21 protein-coding genes are annotated in these 17,087 nt (G+C 46.8%); 12 read left to right on the top strand and 9 right to left on the bottom strand.

Annotated elements, in window-relative coordinates:
* Nucleotide 1: 1 nt before the first annotated feature.
* Genes AB1I50_RS02185 through hisE form a run of 5 tightly spaced genes read left to right on the top strand, consistent with a single transcriptional unit; the run spans nucleotide 2 to nucleotide 3,023 of the window.
* Nucleotides 2-1,057: a pyridoxal phosphate-dependent aminotransferase gene (locus AB1I50_RS02185; RefSeq protein WP_407724574.1), complete on the top strand. Its 1,056-nt coding sequence runs from the start codon at nucleotides 2-4 to the stop codon at nucleotides 1,055-1,057.
* Between the two features lies 1 nt (nucleotide 1,058).
* Nucleotides 1,059-1,637: an imidazoleglycerol-phosphate dehydratase HisB gene (gene hisB / locus AB1I50_RS02180; RefSeq protein WP_407724573.1), complete on the top strand. Its 579-nt coding sequence runs from the start codon at nucleotides 1,059-1,061 to the stop codon at nucleotides 1,635-1,637.
* The gene (hisA, locus tag AB1I50_RS02175) at nucleotides 1,637-2,362 is read left to right on the top strand and encodes a 1-(5-phosphoribosyl)-5-[(5-phosphoribosylamino)methylideneamino]imidazole-4-carboxamide isomerase (protein WP_407724572.1); all 726 of its coding nucleotides are present in this window, start codon (nucleotides 1,637-1,639) and stop codon (nucleotides 2,360-2,362) included. The genes hisB and hisA overlap by 1 nt, the downstream gene beginning before the upstream one ends.
* Before the next feature lie 2 nt (nucleotides 2,363-2,364).
* Complete coding sequence (hisI, locus tag AB1I50_RS02170) at nucleotides 2,365-2,694, top strand: phosphoribosyl-AMP cyclohydrolase (RefSeq protein ID WP_407724571.1); 330 nt, start codon at nucleotides 2,365-2,367, stop codon at nucleotides 2,692-2,694.
* Nucleotides 2,691-3,023: a phosphoribosyl-ATP diphosphatase gene (gene hisE, locus AB1I50_RS02165; protein ID WP_407724570.1), complete on the top strand. Its 333-nt coding sequence runs from the start codon at nucleotides 2,691-2,693 to the stop codon at nucleotides 3,021-3,023. Before hisI ends, hisE begins: the two co-directional genes overlap by 4 nt.
* Before the next feature lie 144 nt (nucleotides 3,024-3,167).
* Here the strand turns inward: hisE and AB1I50_RS02160 are convergent, their stop codons facing one another.
* Entirely contained in the window at nucleotides 3,168-3,401 is a 234-nt protein-coding gene (locus AB1I50_RS02160; RefSeq protein ID WP_407724569.1) for a hypothetical protein, read from the bottom strand.
* Nucleotides 3,402-3,518: 117 nt separating this feature from the next.
* Here AB1I50_RS02160 and mtaB point away from each other — a divergent pair, with 117 nt between their 5' ends.
* On the top strand, nucleotides 3,519-4,817 hold the full coding sequence (gene mtaB, locus AB1I50_RS02155) for a tRNA (N(6)-L-threonylcarbamoyladenosine(37)-C(2))-methylthiotransferase MtaB (RefSeq protein WP_407724568.1): 1,299 nt from the start codon (nucleotides 3,519-3,521) through the stop codon (nucleotides 4,815-4,817).
* On the opposite strand, the gene AB1I50_RS02150 is transcribed toward mtaB, so the two are convergent.
* The gene (locus tag AB1I50_RS02150; RefSeq protein ID WP_407724567.1) at nucleotides 4,806-6,008 is read right to left on the bottom strand and encodes a glycoside hydrolase family 10-like protein; all 1,203 of its coding nucleotides are present in this window, start codon (nucleotides 6,006-6,008) and stop codon (nucleotides 4,806-4,808) included. The genes mtaB and AB1I50_RS02150 overlap by 12 nt on opposite strands.
* A 12-nt stretch (nucleotides 6,009-6,020) precedes the next feature.
* Between AB1I50_RS02150 and AB1I50_RS02145 the strand changes: the two genes are divergently transcribed.
* Together AB1I50_RS02145 and AB1I50_RS02140 are read left to right on the top strand one after the other, a co-directional pair.
* Nucleotides 6,021-6,293, top strand: coding sequence for a DUF1294 domain-containing protein (locus AB1I50_RS02145; protein WP_407724566.1), 273 nt, complete (start codon nucleotides 6,021-6,023; stop codon nucleotides 6,291-6,293).
* Nucleotides 6,286-7,164, top strand: a complete 879-nt coding sequence (locus tag AB1I50_RS02140) for an RluA family pseudouridine synthase (RefSeq protein ID WP_407724565.1) — start codon at nucleotides 6,286-6,288, stop codon at nucleotides 7,162-7,164. The genes AB1I50_RS02145 and AB1I50_RS02140 overlap by 8 nt, the downstream gene beginning before the upstream one ends.
* A 53-nt stretch (nucleotides 7,165-7,217) precedes the next feature.
* Here AB1I50_RS02140 and AB1I50_RS02135 read toward each other — a convergent pair whose 3' ends face one another.
* The 3 genes from AB1I50_RS02135 to AB1I50_RS02125 form a co-directional block, all read right to left on the bottom strand.
* The gene (locus tag AB1I50_RS02135; protein ID WP_407724564.1) at nucleotides 7,218-8,216 is read right to left on the bottom strand and encodes a GGGtGRT protein; all 999 of its coding nucleotides are present in this window, start codon (nucleotides 8,214-8,216) and stop codon (nucleotides 7,218-7,220) included.
* Nucleotides 8,217-8,229: 13 nt separating this feature from the next.
* Nucleotides 8,230-8,922: an iron-sulfur cluster assembly scaffold protein gene (locus AB1I50_RS02130; RefSeq protein ID WP_407724563.1), complete on the bottom strand. Its 693-nt coding sequence runs from the start codon at nucleotides 8,920-8,922 to the stop codon at nucleotides 8,230-8,232.
* Between the two features lie 433 nt (nucleotides 8,923-9,355).
* Nucleotides 9,356-9,796 (bottom strand): C-GCAxxG-C-C family protein, encoded by a 441-nt coding sequence (locus AB1I50_RS02125; protein WP_407724562.1) that lies wholly within the window; start codon nucleotides 9,794-9,796, stop codon nucleotides 9,356-9,358.
* A 115-nt stretch (nucleotides 9,797-9,911) separates the two neighbouring features.
* Here AB1I50_RS02125 and AB1I50_RS02120 point away from each other — a divergent pair, with 115 nt between their 5' ends.
* Complete coding sequence (locus AB1I50_RS02120; protein WP_407724561.1) at nucleotides 9,912-11,375, top strand: glycosyl hydrolase 53 family protein; 1,464 nt, start codon at nucleotides 9,912-9,914, stop codon at nucleotides 11,373-11,375.
* Between the two features lie 45 nt (nucleotides 11,376-11,420).
* Here the strand turns inward: AB1I50_RS02120 and AB1I50_RS02115 are convergent, their stop codons facing one another.
* Both AB1I50_RS02115 and AB1I50_RS02110 read right to left on the bottom strand, forming a co-directional pair.
* Nucleotides 11,421-11,714, bottom strand: coding sequence for a sigma factor-like helix-turn-helix DNA-binding protein (locus AB1I50_RS02115; protein ID WP_407724560.1), 294 nt, complete (start codon nucleotides 11,712-11,714; stop codon nucleotides 11,421-11,423).
* Nucleotides 11,714-11,920, bottom strand: a complete 207-nt coding sequence (locus AB1I50_RS02110) for a hypothetical protein (RefSeq protein WP_407724559.1) — start codon at nucleotides 11,918-11,920, stop codon at nucleotides 11,714-11,716. Before AB1I50_RS02110 ends, AB1I50_RS02115 begins: the two co-directional genes overlap by 1 nt.
* 737 nt (nucleotides 11,921-12,657) lie before the next feature.
* Here AB1I50_RS02110 and AB1I50_RS02105 point away from each other — a divergent pair.
* A complete protein-coding gene (locus tag AB1I50_RS02105) occupies nucleotides 12,658-13,509 on the top strand; it encodes a DegV family protein (protein WP_407724558.1) in 852 nt (283 codons plus the stop codon).
* 99 nt (nucleotides 13,510-13,608) lie between these two features.
* On the opposite strand, the gene AB1I50_RS02100 is transcribed toward AB1I50_RS02105, so the two are convergent.
* The gene (locus AB1I50_RS02100) at nucleotides 13,609-14,340 is read right to left on the bottom strand and encodes a YebC/PmpR family DNA-binding transcriptional regulator (protein WP_407724557.1); all 732 of its coding nucleotides are present in this window, start codon (nucleotides 14,338-14,340) and stop codon (nucleotides 13,609-13,611) included.
* Between the two features lie 119 nt (nucleotides 14,341-14,459).
* Nucleotides 14,460-15,572 (bottom strand): hypothetical protein, encoded by a 1,113-nt coding sequence (locus tag AB1I50_RS02095; protein ID WP_407724556.1) that lies wholly within the window; start codon nucleotides 15,570-15,572, stop codon nucleotides 14,460-14,462.
* A 214-nt stretch (nucleotides 15,573-15,786) separates the two neighbouring features.
* Here AB1I50_RS02095 and AB1I50_RS02090 point away from each other — a divergent pair, with 214 nt between their 5' ends.
* Together AB1I50_RS02090 and AB1I50_RS02085 are read left to right on the top strand one after the other, a co-directional pair.
* Nucleotides 15,787-16,671 (top strand): YicC/YloC family endoribonuclease, encoded by an 885-nt coding sequence (locus AB1I50_RS02090; protein WP_407724555.1) that lies wholly within the window; start codon nucleotides 15,787-15,789, stop codon nucleotides 16,669-16,671.
* A gap of 160 nt (nucleotides 16,672-16,831) precedes the next feature.
* Nucleotides 16,832-17,083, top strand: a complete 252-nt coding sequence (locus AB1I50_RS02085) for a DUF370 domain-containing protein (protein WP_407724554.1) — start codon at nucleotides 16,832-16,834, stop codon at nucleotides 17,081-17,083.
* The last annotated feature ends 4 nt before the right edge of the window (nucleotides 17,084-17,087 follow it).

Raw genomic sequence — 17,087 nt, 5'->3', positions numbered from 1 at the left:
TATGAGTTATAAACTGAACAAAAAAATTGTTGATTTGGTACCGTATGAGCCAATCAGCGGTACATATAAAATCAGGCTCGACGCCAACGAATGTCCCACGGATTTGCCCGACGACATAAAGTCCGAGCTCAAAAAAGCGGTCGATAAAGTAGCGTTTAACCGCTACCCCGACCCCTTGGCACAGGGAGTTACAGAGGCGTTCGCTAAGTTCTACGGAATAAAGCCTGAGCTTGTTACGGCAGGCAACGGCTCAGACGAGCTGATTTTCCTAATCGAATCCGCCTTCCTCGAAAAGGGCGACAAAATGCTCGTCGTTTCTCCCGATTTTTCGATGTACAACTTCTATTCGTCAATCTGCGAGGTCGAGTGCGGTACTTTCACTAAAAACGACAGCCTTGATATCGACGTTGACGCTTTAATCGCAAAGATTAACGCCGACAACATCAAGCTGTTAATCTTTTCAAATCCCTGCAACCCCACGGGCAGAGGAATAACCGCTGAACAAGCGCGCAAGCTCGTAAACAGCGTTAACGCTCTCGTTGTGCTCGACGAAGCGTATATGGACTTCTGGAACCAGAGCCTTATCGGTGAGGTTGAAAATTATTCAAACCTGATTATCTTCCGTACCGCTTCAAAGGCAATCGGCTCTGCGGCGCTCAGGCTCGGCTTTGCCGTTGCAAACACGACTATTTCCTCGGCAATAAAGGCGGTAAAATCGCCCTACAATGTCAACAGCTTTTCCCAAGCGGCAGGCGAGATTATCTATAATCACCCCGATTTCTTAAAAAACCGCCTTAAAACGATTGTTTTATCGCGCGAAAAGCTGTATAATGGTTTAGTTAAGATTTCCGCTGATAATCCGTCGTTCGCGCCCGTTGAGAGCGTCGCGAATTTCGTGTTTGTAAAAACCCCCGATTCAAAGCGGATTTGGGAGTATCTTAAGGAAAAATCAATCGTCGTGCGCCTTATGGGCGAATACCTGCGAATTACGGCAGGAACCGACGTTGAAGTCAGCGAAACCTTAGCGGCTATCAATCAGTATTTTATGGAGGCTTAAAATGAGAACTTCCGAAATTACCAGAAAAACCAAAGAGACCGACATCACATTAAAGCTCTGCCTTGACGGCGGCGAGGTTAAGATTGACACAGGCATCGGGTTTTTCGACCATATGCTGAATTCCTTCGCGACTCACGGCGGCTTTGGACTTGAAATTTCCGCCAAGGGCGACCTCGAGGTTGACGGTCACCACACAGTTGAGGACGTCGGAATCGTACTCGGTAAGGCTTTTAACGAAGCGCTGGGCGACAAAGGCTCAATCGAGCGCTTCGGAAGCTTTTACGTGCCGATGGACGAGGCACTCGCGTTTGCCTCGGTTGACGTAAGCGGCAGACCGTTTTTGGTATTTGACGCAGAATTTCCGCAGGCTGTCTGCGGAGATTACGACTGCTCGCTGACCGTTGAGTTTATGCGCGCACTGGCTTATAACGCGCAGATTACCCTGCACATCAAGTCGGTGTACGGCGACAATTCTCACCACATCACAGAGGCGGTGTTCAAGGCGGCGGCTCACGCGCTCAAAGCGGCGGTCGCTCAGAATAATTCCGGAAAACCGCTGTCTACAAAGGGAGTGCTCTGATGTATATTTTACCGGCAATTGATATAAAGGACGGCAAGGCGGTGCGCCTTTTTAAGGGCGACTACTCAACCGCCGAGCAGGTGGCTTCTTCTCCGTATGACGCGGCAAACAGCTTTGCCGAGGCAGGAGCGAAGTGGATGCATATGGTAGACCTCGACGGCGCAAAGGACGCTAAGCTTGTAAACGCCGACTTAATCGCGGACGTTGCAAGGCAGTCCGGTCTTTTGGTAGAGGTCGGCGGAGGTATCCGCGATATGAACGCTGTCGATTACTACCTTTCGCGTGGAATTAACAGGGTTATTTTGGGCTCTGCCGCGGTAAAAAACCAGCAGCTTGTAATCGACGCGGTTAAACAGTTCGGTGATAAAATCGTCGTTGGAATTGACGCCAAGGACGGAATGGTCAGGGCTGAGGGCTGGCTTGACAACTCCGAGATAAATTACATTGAGCTTGCAAAGCGTATGGAGGACGTCGGTGTTCAGACGATTGTTTTCACCGACATCGACCAGGACGGCACTCTCACAGGACCTAACCTAGCTCAGCTAAGCGAGCTTGTAAACAGCGTAAGCTGTAATATCATCGCCAGCGGCGGCGTTGCGGTGCTTAAGGATATAATCAACCTTGCCGATTTGAACGTTTACGGCGCAATCTGCGGCAAGTCAATCTACAGCGGCACGCTCGACCTTAAACAGGCGATTGAAATATCTAAAAACGCACAGGTGTGATTATGGATTTGGAAAAGTATTTTGTAAAATCAGACTTAATTCCTGCTGTCGTGCAGGAAAAGGGCACAGGCGAGGTTTTAATGCTTGCATATATGAACCGCGAAAGCCTGCAAAAGACATTTGAAACAGGTTATACATGGTTTTGGTCGCGAAGCCGTCAGGAGCTTTGGAACAAGGGCGCAACCTCAGGACATCTGCAAAAGGTGATAGAGATGTACTCCGACTGCGACAACGATACACTGCTTGTAATCGTCGAGCAGACAGGCGCCGCCTGCCACACGGGAAACCACAGTTGCTTTTATACTAAGATTTATGAGAGGGAAGATATATGAACGACAGAGAAGTTTTGGCGGCACTCTACGCCACCGTAATCAACAGACGCGACAACCCCAAGGAGGGCTCATACACCTGCTATCTGCTCGACAAGGGACTTGACAAAATCCTCAAAAAGGTAGGCGAGGAGTGCTCGGAGACCATTATTGCCGCAAAAAACGGCGATAACAGCGAGACCGTCTACGAAATTGCCGACCTTATCTATCATCTTACCGTGATGATGGTAAATCAGGGTATCGAGCTTGAGGACGTGCTCAAAGAGCTTGACAAGCGCAGTGAAAAGACAGGAAATCTCAAAACCTTCCATCAGGTAGACAAAAACACCTAAGTGCCGGTGGGCACATTCGCCCGCCTTTGAATAGCGTGAAAGTCCTGCAATGCTTCTGCAACGGCGGGATCATAACTTGGCAATTTACTAAACAACAAAAAAGCCCTATGACATTTCGTCACAGGGCTTAATTAAAACCAATATTTACGCGGCAATTGCGAACCTTGCCACAGCCTGCTTAAAGCTGTCGTCGGGCTCGTTTTCCATAATAAGCTCAATCGGCTTGCCGGTATCGAGCGAGAATACGCCGATTAACGAGTGAGCGTCCACGATGATATCTCCGCATTTAAGCAGAATATTTTGGCTGAATTTTTGCAAAGTCTCGAACAGCTCCAAAAGTACTTTTTTACTTTCTGCTAAAACGGATAATGAAAACATTTTGCTCACCTCATAAGTTATTTGCTGAATTTATTATAGCACTATTTCAAATATATTTCAATGATATAAAGCAAATATTTATAAATTTGACAAAATTAACAAAAAGGTTACAAGACTATGAAGAAGTTTAATATATATACTCTCGGTTGCAAGGTCAACCAGTACGAATCTCAGGCGATGAGGGAGGATTTGCTCCGCCATGGCTATGAACTCTCAGACGACAAAGACCACGCCGACATCTCGATTGTCAACAGCTGTACGGTAACTTCTGTCAGCGACAGCAAAAACCGCAAGCTGATTAACCGCCTCAGGCGTGAAAATCCCGACGGAATCATCGTGCTTACAGGCTGTATGCCGCAGGCTTTCCCCGAGGAAACCGCAAGCTGGAAAAACTGCGACATCATCCTCGGCAACAAGGAGCGCTCAAAGCTGATTCCCACCTTGGAGAGCTTCATAAACAGCCGTGAAAAGCTAATCGACATTCCGCCGCACCTCAACAAGGGATTTACTTACGAAAACCTCACGGTTTCGTCCTTCGGAGAGCACACGCGCGCGTTCATCAAGATTGAGGACGGCTGTAACCGCTTTTGCTCGTACTGCATTATTCCGTACGCACGCGGCAGAGTCCGTTCAAAACCGCTTGATGAGCTCAAAAAGGAGCTTATCTCCGTCGCGGATAACGGCTATAAAGAGGTAGTTTTGGTCGGAATTAACCTTTCCGCCTACGGCTTGAACGAGGACTTTGACCTCGCCGACGCGGTGGAAGCCGCCTGTGCGGTTGACAAAATCGAGCGCGTCCGTCTCGGTTCGTTCGAGCCCGAGCAGATGAGCGACGAGCTGATAAAAAGGCTCAGCTCCTTCGATAAATTCTGCCCTCAGTTCCACCTCTCGCTTCAGAGCGGCTGCGACAAAACGCTGAAGGCGATGAACAGGCACTACACCACCGCCGAGTATATGGAGATTGTAGACCGCCTTAAAGGTGCGTTTGAAAATCCGTCCTTCACCACCGACGTTATGGTCGGCTTTGCAGGCGAAAACGACGAGGATTTTGAACAGTCAATGGCGTTTGTAAAGAGCGTCGGCTTTGCGAAGGTTCACGTTTTTCCGTACTCGCGCAGAAAAGGCACTGTTGCCGATAAAGCACCAAATCAGGTCAGCCCGAATGTCAAGGACGATAGGGCAAAGAGGATGGGCGCGTTGGTTGAGCAATCGAGAAATACCTTCCTGAACTCCCAGCTCGGCAGAACCGAGGAGGTTTTGTTCGAGCGCTTACGCCACGGATATCTTGAAGGCTACACCAAAAACTACACGCCGGTGCACGTCTATTCCAAGGACGGCTCGCTCTGCGGACTTATCAAAAAGGTAAAGCTAATTTCCGCCGAGGGCGACTTTTGCGTGGGCGAGTTAGCCGAATGATTTTATAAGGTTATTCATTTCATCCGACTTACCTCTGTCGGCAAGGCTTGCGTAGCTGTACAGCATAATTCCGCTGACTTTTTTATTGCTTTTACAGACTTTGTACTCCTGCGACAAAATATCGCTTGAGCTTTGCCAAGTGCCCTCGTCGGCTTCGGAGCTTGCCTTGTAGCCTGCCAAGCCGACATAAAGCTTGACATTCTCCGCAAATTCAAGTCCGCACCATTCATTAAGGCTGTCCTCAAAGGTCAGCTTCGGATTCGTCGGGCTGAAATAAATCTGCGGACAGATGTAGTCAACATAACCGTTCACCGTGCACCAGTTCACAACGTCAGCCGACAGCTTTTCGTTGTTTTTCAGGTTGCCCTGCGGAGAAATTCCGAATTCTACGTTCTTATCCGCCTTGTGCGCTGTAAGATACGCCTCGGCAATCAGCTTGTTAACGTTATTTTTGCGCCAGTCCTCAACGCTCAGCGTACTTTGACTTTCGGCGTATTGCTCGCTGTCGAGCTCTCCAATGTTATCGGGGTAAAAATAGTCGTCAAACTGAATTCCGTCAACGTCGTAACCGCTGACAATCTCCTCAATTCCATTAAGTATCAGCTCACGCGCTTTCTCGTTTGACGGATCAAGGATAATTCCGCTGCCGGTTTCAAGGCAAAGGCTTTCATCCTTAATATACGGATTGTTGTCCGCAAGTTCGTTCGGCGTTTCGTTCAGAGTAACGCGGTAGGGGTTAATCCAAGCGTGAATTTTGAGCTTGTGACTTTTGCAGATTTCGCACATTATTTTCAGCGCGTCATAACCGGGATTTTCTCCCTGAGTACCGCTCAAAATATGTGAATAGGGAAAGTATTTCGAGCTGTATAGCGCGTCGCAAAACGGTCTGACCTGAGCGATAATTGTGTTGAATTTATGCTGTTCAGCCTTCCCGGCGATAGCTTCAAATTTTTCACGGAACGCCTTTTCACTTTTGTCGGCGGAGCCTGCCATATTAAGCTCCATATAAGTCACCCAAAGTCCGCGCATTTCTTCATTTTGCGCAGGCTTGCTCTCATTTTTAACTGTAGTTACGGCAGGTTTTTCGACTTCGGTTACTTCGGGAGTTTTGCGGTAAAGCCCCGACAGCGCAACCGCGAAAACGAGCAATACAACACAGCAAATCACAGGAAACAATCTTTTAATATTCATTTAATCATCCTTATGAATTTTTTATTTATCTACTTAATATTTATTAATATCCTCGCGCTCATATTCACCGTGAGCGACAAACGCCGCGCGATAAAGCACAAAAGGCGTATCAGCGAGTTCACCCTAATGCTTATTTCGGCACTCGGCGGAAGCGTTACAATGTTAGTTACAATGCTGGTTATCAGGCACAAAACCCGTCATATTAAATTTATGCTTGGAATTCCGCTGATAATACTCATTCAGCTTATTTGCATCTTTTTGATTTGGAGATTTGCCTATGCCTGAGCAGTTGAAATTTTCGGTCGAAGAAAAGCACGACAATATGCAGGCAAAGCGTTACCTAAAGGAGGTTCACGGTCTTTCAACGCGCCTGATAACGCGCCTTAAAAACACCCCCGAAGGAATATTGATGGACGGCAAGCTCCTGCGCGCGGTTGATTTTGTAAAGGCAGGAGCGGTAATCACCGTAAACCTCCCTGACGAGCAGTCGGAGTATATAGAGCCGATAGAGGGAAAGCTTGAAATTCTGTACGAGGACAGCTTCATCCTCGCGGTAAATAAACCGCCGTTTATGCCGGTTCACCCCGTCAAACAGCACCAAACCGACACCCTCGCGAATATCGTGGTGTATTATGCACATAAAAGGGGAGAGAGCTACGTTTTTCGCGCTCATAACCGCCTTGACCGCGACACCTCGGGAATTGTGCTGATTGCCAAGGACAAGTTTACGATTAACAAACTTAAAAACGGCGTAAAAAAGACCTACACCGCCCTTGTTCACGGCAAAATCGAGCACGGCGGTACAATCGCTAAGCCAATCGGCTTGCTCGACGATTCCAAAATGGTACGGCACGTTTTGAGTGAGGGCACGCCTGCGATTACACACTACGCACCAATAGCCTTTAACGAACAGGCTACGCTGTTAAAATTACAGCTCGAAACAGGCAAAACCCACCAAATCCGCTGTCATATGAGCAGTATGGGACACCCGCTTGTCGGTGATGATTTGTACGGCGGAAAAAGAGAATTTATAAACCGCCAGGCGCTTCACTGCGGAACGGTGGAATTCACCCACCCGGTAACAAGTGAGATTATTACAGTAACCGCGCCGCTCCCAAACGACATCGAAAACGCCGTTAAACAATATAATATTTAAAAAGAAAAGAACCGCAACCGAAAAGATTGCGGTTCAAAATTTTAATCTAAAGATTACTTAAGGCTGTTCTGAATAGCAACAGCAACGGCAACTGTAGCGCCAACCATCGGGTTGTTGCCCATGCCGAGGAAGCCCATCATCTCTACGTGAGCCGGAACAGAGGATGAACCTGCGAACTGAGCGTCGGAGTGCATTCTGCCCATTGTGTCGGTCATACCGTAGGAAGCAGGACCGGCAGCCATATTATCGGGATGCAGAGTACGTCCTGTACCGCCGCCCGAAGCAACCGAGAAGTACTTCTTGCCCTGCTCGTTGCACTCTTTCTTGTAAGTGCCGGCAACAGGATGCTGGAAGCGTGTCGGGTTAGTCGAGTTACCTGTGATAGAAACGTCTACGCCCTCGTTGTGCATAATAGCAACGCCCTCGCGAACGTCGTCAGCACCGTAGCAGCGAACGTTAGCGCGCTCACCGTCGGAGTAGGGGGTTTCTTTAACAATTGTTAACTCGCCTGTGAAGTAGTCAAACTTAGTCTGAACATAGGTAAAGCCGTTGATTCTTGAGATAATCTGAGCAGCGTCCTTGCCGAGACCGTTAAGGATAACTCTCAGGGGTTGCTCACGAACCTTGTTAGCGTTACGAACGATACCGATTGCGCCCTCAGCGGCAGCGAATGACTCGTGACCTGCGAGGAAAGCAAAGCACTTTGTCTCGTTAGAAAGAAGCATAGCAGCAAGGTTGCCGTGTCCGAGACCAACCTTGCGGTTTTCGGCAACAGAACCGTCGATGCAGAAGCTCTGCAGACCGATTCCGATGTACTTAGCAGCTTCCTCAGCGTTCTTAGCGCCTGCCTTAAGAGCGATAGCAGCGCCTACGCAGTATGCCCAGCATACGTTTTCAAAGCAGATAGGCTGAATTCCCTTAGCAATTTCATAAGGATCGAAGCCTGCAGCCTTACAGATTTCACGGCTCTCCTCAACAGAGGCAATACCGTACTCGGCCAAAACGCCGTTGATTTTATCAATTCTTCTGTCGTAATTTTCAAATAAACTCATACTGCACACCTCCTTATTCGTGACGCGGGTCAATGTACTTAGCCGCGTTGTCAAACTGGCCGTAGTGACCCTTTGCCTTTTCAAGAGCCTCGTTAGCGTCCATACCGCCCTTGATGAAGTCCATCATCTTGCCGAGGCTTACAAACTCGTAGCCGATAATCTCGTCGTCGCCGTTAAGAGCGATGCGTGTGCAGTAGCCCTCTGTCATCTCAAGATAACGCGGACCTTTCTCCTTGGTAGCGAACATTGTACCTACCTGAGAACGCAGACCTTTACCGAGGTCCTCAAGAGAAGCGCCGACCAAAAGTCCGCCCTCTGAGAACGCACTCTGTGTTCTTCCGTAAACAATCTGCAGGAAGAGCTCTCTCATAGCTGTGTTGATGGCGTCGCAAACCAGGTCGGTGTTGAGCGCCTCAAGAAGAGTTTTGCCGATAAGGATCTCGGAAGCCATAGCAGCCGAGTGAGTCATACCCGAGCAGCCGATTGTCTCAACCAGAGCTTCCTCAATAATTCCGTTCTTTACGTTAAGTGTCAGCTTGCAGGCGCCCTGCTGAGGAGCACACCAGCCGATACCGTGAGTAAAGCCCGAAATATCCTTAATTTCTTTTGCCTGAACCCATTGTCCCTCTTCGGGGATAGGAGCAGGACCGTGATATGCGCCCTTAGCTACGGGGCACATATTAGATACTTCTGCTGTGTAATACATAAGCATTTCCTCCTTAAAATTATTGGCGTTTATATACCTATATTAATTATAGACAATTTGACGGAATAAATCAAGTAGAAAAAAGAATTATTTGCTGTTTTTTATAAATATCCTTGTATCATAACCGTAGGGGCGCACCCGCGTGTGCGCCCGGGACAGGAAGTCCTACGTTTCCATGGAAGATATGGTCAAATAGGAAACGCAGCTCGGGCGGACACATGGGTGATTCCCCTATCAGGGGAAATGTCACGAAGTGACAAAAGGTAATTCCCTTTTTAAGGGAAATGTCGCGTAGCGACAAAAGGATTGCCGACGTGCTAAGGTTGCCGTTGTGCTAAGAACGCCCCTACAGCATAACCTAATAATTTGCCGTTTTTCTTTATAAAAAACGTTTTTCGACAAACTGAAAGGACGGATTTCTCCGTCCTTTTTGTTACAGTATCTCATCCAAAATCTCAGCCGCGTCGGCTACAAGCATAGGACAGGGGCGTTTTTTGTAGTAAGAATCCGTCCGTTTCTCGGGAACACCGCCAGAAGTTTTTTCAACTCCGCTCAAAAGCTCGCGGCAAACTATCGAGCCGTTCTTCTCCTTAAACTTTGCGCAAAAGTCCTGAACAAGCTTGTAATGCGCCTTTTTTGCCTCTCTGTCGTCGGGATTTGAATAACCCTTTGCAATTCCGAGTACCATCGAAGCGCCGCTCACCGCTCCGCAGACCTCTCTCATTCTGCCAAGTCCTCCGCCGAAGGACGAGGCAAGCATTGCCGCGGTCTTTTTGTCGAGCCCTGTCACGTCCTCAAACGCGAGCAGAACCGCCTGAGCGCAGTTATATCCGTCATAAAAAAGCTTTTGTGCCAATGCCTTGTGTTCACTCATTTTAATCACCGTTTTCATTATACTACACGGCAAAAATTAATTCAATAATTTCGCTGTTTTCCGTGGACAATAACGCATAGATTTGTTATTATTTTTATAGAAAAGAGGTGTCCTTATGGCAAGAAAATTTTTAAGCCTTGTTTTGGCGTTTTTGATGGCGGCTTTTGCCGTGTTTACCGTCGGCGCAGAGGATAGTTCGGGCGTAAATGTCGAGAAAATTGACTTTCAAAATCCTGACTTTATCCGCGGAATGGATGTGTCGAGCGTGATTTCGCTCGAGGAATCGGGCGTTACATTTAAGAACAGCGACGGCGTGACCGAGGATTTGCTCAAAATCCTTGCCGATAACGGCGTTAATTATATCCGCGTCCGCGTGTGGAATAACCCGTATGATAAGGACGGCAACGGCTACGGCGGCGGAAACAACGACCTTGCCAAAGCCTGCAAAATAGGCAAAAGAGCGGCAGATTACGGAATGAAGCTCCTTGTGGATTTTCACTATTCCGACTTTTGGGCTGATCCTGCAAAGCAAAAGGCTCCTAAAGCTTGGGCGGATTTTGATCTGAACCAAAAGCTTCAGGCGGTTTACGATTACACTTATAATTCTTTAACAGAAATTAAAGCCGCAGGCGCTGACATAGGAATGGTGCAAATCGGCAACGAAACCACCTCGGGAATCGCAGGGGAGAGCGATTACGTTAATATGGCTAAGATTTTCAATTCAGGCTCGTCGGCAGTCAGGGCGTTTGACAAAAACGTGCTCGTAGCGCTTCACTTTACTAATCCCGAAAAGACCGACACGATGAAGTGGATTGCCGACTACCTCAATCAGAACAAGGTCGATTACGACGTATTCGCAACCTCATACTATCCATACTGGCACGGAAGCCTTCAAAATCTGACCGAGGTGCTCGACTACGCCGCAAACACATATAATAAGTATGCGATGGTGGCAGAAACTTCCTACGCGAATACCCTGCGCGATACCGACGGTCACGCGAATACCGTCAGCGAATGGAATAACAGCACCGGCGATAATTTGCTGTGGGATTTCTCATTTCAGGGACAGGCTGACGAGGTGAGAGCCGTTATGTACGCGGTAAATAAAGTCAGAAACGGCAAGGGCTTGGGCGTTTTCTACTGGGAAGGCGCATGGATAACCGTCGGAGATACAAGGCGTATCGGCGGAGCCGATTATGACGCTGTTGTCGCAAAAAACAAGCTCCTTTGGGAACAGTACGGCTCAGGCTGGGCTTCAAGCTATTCAGCAGAGTTTGATCCCGACGACGCAGGAAAGTATTACGGCGGCTCGGCTGTTGATAACCAAGCGTTCTTTGACCCGAGCGGAAGGGCGTTGCCTTCGCTGACCGTGTTCGAAAAGGTTGCAGGTGATGAGCGGATTACAGGCGACGTTAACGGCGACGGCGTGCTCGATATATTCGACGCGGTAGATATCCAAAAATATTCCGTCGATAAGCTTAATTTCACCTATATGCAGAAAAAAACAGGTGACTATAACAACGACGGCAAGTGCGATATTCTCGACGCAATTGCGGTTCAAAAGGCTTCGGCAAAGTAAAAGAAAACTCCCGGCTGTTTTTCAGCCGGGAGTTTTGGATTTGGGTTAGTTGTAATAAGAAGCTATGATTTTGAGCTTTTCCAAAGCCCTGTTGATGTGCCTGCAAACGGTCGAAGGCGAAACGCCGAGCTCCTTTGCAATTGCGCACTGACGGCGGTTATTTATGTAATATTCCTCAACGCAAAAGCGCTGAAGCTCGGTAAGTCCGCCGTCCATCGAGCGGTGAAGAACGCGCAGAAGCTTGTCCTTATTCCTGATGGATTTATTATTACTTTGACCGTACAGGTTGGAAAGAATATTTATATTATCATCGCTTAAATGTAAAATCTCGGTTCTCATCACGCCACCTCTTTATGTCTTTGCTTTAGGTGAGCGGCAGTCTGCACGCACTCGCCGTAGCACGCACGGTACATACTGAGCTTTGCGTCAATCTCCTTCTTGTTCGCAAGGGGAGATTTTTTACGCTTTTGTTTGAGTAACGTGATGACCTTTTGTAATTTTTCAGCGGTATCTATATATTCCTGAGACCATTCAAGGTAGTTCATTTATCATCCTTCTTTCAACTTTCAAAAACTGTGAACTGTTCGATTATGGCGGAGCGGGGCAAATCCGCCGCAGCAAATGCTGTAATTCTATTATAACCGATTTTTCGAATAAAATCAAACGGATGTTCGAATTATAAAATTGAATTTAAGCATTGTGTCATTGTACGGACAATGCAGGGAAATTGAAATAAAAGTCAATGTTTAAGCGGTTTTTGAAGCTGTATATAAAAATAAAGCGATTTATTATTCTAATTCAGAATAAAAAACCACCAAAACGGGAATAATATTTTTGTATCATTTGCTATATGTTCAAAACGTTAACTTTGTAATTATAAGGTTATTTTGATTTTATCAAAAAATATTGCACAAACTTTTGATTAACTTTTTGTCTATTTTGTCTTTTTGCCTGTTCAGTTAGGACAAAATCACGATTTTACCCTTGAAAAAAAGGCGATTTAATTGTATAATATAGAAAAATGAACCGAGGAAATACGGTAATTTGACTGAATTTATTGTCGTAATTTGACATCGGTTTATTTCTGAATTTCGTAAAAATGATATGATTCATTTATTTTGAAGCATTCATTTTCATAAAACACACAATCGCGAAAGAAGCTGCCCACAGGCGGCTTCTTTTGCTTTTAAATATTTTAATTTGTTGTTGCAAATGATATACAATTATGCTACACTAATATCAAAGCAATTCCGCATAATAATATTGAATTGAGGGGATTATTATGAAAATTAAAATTACGTCAGACAGCACCTGCGACCTTTCTCCCGAGCTTATCGAAAAGTACAACATCGCCATTCTTCCGCTTTACGTTGTGATGGGCGACGATAACCTTAAGGACGGTGAAGAGGCTACTCCCGAGGATATTTATTCGTACGTTGACAAAACCGGCGTTTTGCCGAAAACCTCTGCTCCGAACCTCAGCGATTATACCGACCTTTTCCAAAAATATCTCGATGAGGGATATGACGAGGTTGTTCATTTTAATATCAGCTCAGATTTTTCAAGCGCGTACGCAACCGCGTGCCTTGCGGCGGCTGACGTGGGTAATGTAAGAGTTGTTGATACCCGTAACCTCTCAACAGGCAGCGGACTTGTTGTCCTTCACGCCTGCGAGATGGCTCAAAACGGTGCGACAGCCGAGGAAATCGCCAAGGATTGCGCCGAGCTTACAGACAGGGTAGAGGCAAGCTTTGTTGTTGACAGCATTGATTATCTGCATAAGGGCGGCAGATGTTCTTCGGTAGCCGCTCTCGGCGCAAACCTGCTGAAGCTTAAGCCTTGCATTGAGGTGTGTGATGGCAAGATGAAATCAGCAAAAAAATACCGCGGAAATATCGACCGCGTTATAATCAATTACGTCACCGACAGACTTCTTGACAGGGATGACATCGACAAGCACCGCATTTTTGTAACCCACACAAAATGCAGCGAGCAGATTGTACAGGACGTTAAGGATAAGATTAACGAGCTCAGCCCGGGCTTTGACGAGATTTTGGAAACCACCGCAGGCTGCACAATCACAAGCCATTGCGGTCCGTATACGCTCGGAATTCTGTTCATCAGAAAAAAGTAGAATAATAGGCAAAATAAAAAGAGAGGTGAAAGAAAAACTTTCATCTCTCTTGTTTTTAAGCTTGCAAAGCAAATTTAGCTGCGCGAATTGGGTGAAGCGTCACTCTTCCCAGTTGTGCCAAACGTTCTGAATATCGTCGTTGTCCTCGAACATATCGAGCATTTTCTGCATCTTTGTCGCGGTGTCCTCATCCTCGAGCTTTACGTATGTATCGGGAACCATCTCGAGCTCTGCGGAAGCAAACTCATAACCGAGCTTTTCAAGCTCCTCGCGAACTGCGCTGAAATCGTCGGGATCGGTGTAGATGGTGAAGATATCGTCGTCGGCCTCAAAGTCGGCTGCACCAACCTCGAGCGCGTCTGTCATAACAGCGTCCTCGTCCTTGTCGAGATCCTCGCGCTCAATGATGATAACGCCCTTCTGGTTGAACATAAAGCTAACGCAGCCCTGTGCGCCCATATTTCCGCCGAACTTGTCAAAGTAGTGACGAACCTCGCCGGCGGTTCTGTTGCGGTTGTCGGTAAGAGCCTCAACGATTACGGCAACGCCGCTCGGACCGTAGCCCTCGTATGTAACAGCCTCGTAGTTTGTGGAATCGCCGTCATTTGCGGCTTTCTTGATAATACGCTCAATGTTGTCGTTCGGAACGTTCGCAGCCTTAGCCTTTGCGATAGTATCCTTGAGCTTTGAGTTTACGTTAGGATCGGCGCTTCCGCCGGTCTTGATAGCAACAATCAGCTCTCTGCCGATTTTGGTAAATACCTTTGCTCTGGCAGCGTCGTTTTTACCCTTTTTCTGCTTAATGGTACTCCATTTGTTATGTCCTGACATATAATCATCCCTTTGTCATTTTTATTCTATCTTTAAAAAAGTATAGCATAATATATTTTTTCAGTCAAGAAGTAATCTAAACAAACAAAAAGCTCCCTTTTTACAGGGAGCTTAGAATTTTATTGTTGTGCTGCAACTGTCTGAGCCTGCTGGAGCTGGTCGGGAGTTGCCGCGCCTTCTCTGATAAACGGATAGTTGTTAATGTAGAGCACGTCGCCGTCAGCCTTTACGGTGATATCCTTGTCAGACTGCTCAAGGAAGTAGTAGCTGATAGTTACAGTGCTGTCCTTAACGCTGTAAATTCCGCGCATTTCGATATCAACATTGATAGGCGTGTAGGTGTAGGGGTTAATGGTCATTGCCTGCTCGGTATAAGCGGCAGTGCCGTCCTCTTTGAACTCATAAATGAGGTTAAACTCGCCTGTGCTGTATACCCACTTGCCGACAAGCTCATCATTCTTTTCAAACTCGCCTTCGCGCTTAAGCTCGGGAGCTTTGTATGAAGCGGACTCAAACTCATAATTTCTCTCGGCGTTGTCAGCCATGGTAAATTTCATCTTTTTGCCTGTGAAGATGTTACCGCTGTATTCAACAGTGTAATCGCCGTTGAGGAAGTACTGGGTAAGGGTGTCGTACATATTCATATTGATAACGTTATTGCCGTTTTCATCCTTAGACATTGTGTAAGTGCCTTTGCCTGTAACGGTGCCGATTGTCGAAGTAACCGAACCGTCCTTGTTGAATGTAAAGTAGTAGTCAACGTTTAGCTTGTTGCCGGCTTCATCGCTTGTAGCCGCTTCGCCTGAAACCTCAACCTGTCTTACAAGATGCCATGTGCCTGTTACGTCGTTGTTAAAGAAAAGTCCGATAACAACCGCGGCAACAGCGGCAAGGCAGACAATAATAAGCGAAATAACGATTGTCTTTTGAAGCATAGGCTTTTTCTTGGGAGCTTCGATTTCTGAAAGAGCCGCTTCATCAGTAACAGCTTCGGCTGTATCTTCTGCTGTTTCTGTTACTTCCTCAGCCGCTCCGTCAACTGCTTCCTCAGCGTTATCCGCTGTTTCAGCAGCAGCTTCCGCAGTTTCCTCAGCCGTCTCAGCGACAGCTTCTTCAACCTGAGCAGCTTCCTCTGTAAGCTCCTCAGCAACCTGTTCTGCGTTTTGTGTATCTTCTGTTAAAGCTTCATTCTCGGTGAGTTCTTCGGTGATTTTATCCTTATTCTCGTCCAAGACATATACCTCCTTTTAAGTACTAACCAATATAATACTACTATTTTAAAAATAAATCAAGCATAAAAACGTTGTTATAATTCCGTAGAGGAATATTCACAAAAAATTCAGCATTTTTAGATTACAGTTTTGTAACAACTCCATTGTCAAAGCAACACTACAGTGATATAATAATATGGTATGAAAACATAACGAAAGAAAGGAAGTCGTTGTTATGATAAAATCAATGACGGGCTTCGGCAGGTGCGAAACCGAGCTCAACGGCAGAGAAATCACCGTTGAAATCAAAAGCGTAAACCACCGTTACTTTGAGTTTTCGGCTCGCACTCCAAGGGGCTACAGCTTTCTTGACGACAAGCTCAAAAGCTTTGTGAATTCCTACGTTGCAAGGGGCAAGATTGACGTTTACGTAAGCGTCAGCCAGAGCGAGCAAACTCCGTCCGAGGTTACGGTCAATCACCAGCTCGTGTCGGGTTATCTCGGAGCGATGAAGGAAATTTCCGAGACCTACGGAATTGAAAACGACGTTACCGTTGTGTCAATCGCGCGTTTCCCTGAGGTGTTCACGGTTCATAAAGCCCCCGAGGACGAGGAGCAGATTACCGCCGACGTTCTCACAGCGGCAAAGCAGGCGATAGATTCCTTTATCGCGATGCGCGAGACCGAGGGCGAAAAGCTTAAGGCTGACATTCTCAGCCGCGCTGAGACTATTTTGGGCATTGTCGAAAAGATTGAGGAGCGCTCGCCGCAGACCGTAAAGGAATACGAGCAAAGACTGCTCGACAGAATCCGCCAAACCCTCGACAGCTTCAGTGTTGAAATTGACGAGCAGAGGGTACTTACCGAGGTTGCGGTGTTCTCCGATAAGGTAGCCGTAGCGGAAGAAACCGTAAGGCTCAGAAGTCATTTCGACCAGCTTAAAAAGATACTCGAGCTCGACGAGCCCGTGGGCAGAAAGATAGACTTTATTATTCAGGAAATGAACCGCGAGGCGAACACAATCGGCTCAAAGGTTCAGGACTCAACGCTCGCTCATATGGTTGTTGAAATCAAGGGCGAGATTGAAAAAATCCGCGAGCAGGTGCAGAACATAGAGTAAGAGTGAAGATTGCGCTTTCGCGCAAGTTAAGAGACTTCGTCGTGAAAAGCTATTATCTAACTTGCGAAGCAATCTTAACTTTTGCAAAGCAAAATCTTAACTTCAACGAAGTTGAATCTTAGTTTTGCGAAGCAAATCTTAACTCAAAACGAGGTTTTTTATGAAGTTATTAAATATTGGATTCGGAAATCTTGTAAGCCTAGACAAGCTTGTGGCTGTCGCGGCTCCCGATTCCGCTCCGGTAAAGCGAATTGTGCAGGAGGCAAAGGCAAACGGATTGCTTATAGATTCAACCTGCGGCAGAAAATGCAAGTCGGTTTTAATCTGCGAGAGCAACCACGTTGTTTTATCCGCCGTTTCCTGCGAGACCATTCAGAACAGAGCTGAAGAAAGTGAGGACAAAGATGAGTGAAAAA

Source organism: Ruminococcus sp. NATIVEDY161 (genome assembly GCF_045819895.1).
GTDB lineage: Bacteria > Bacillota > Clostridia > Oscillospirales > Acutalibacteraceae > Ruminococcoides.
Note: the sequence above shows the minus strand (reverse complement) of the source record. Positions and strands in the feature narration are given on the sequence as shown.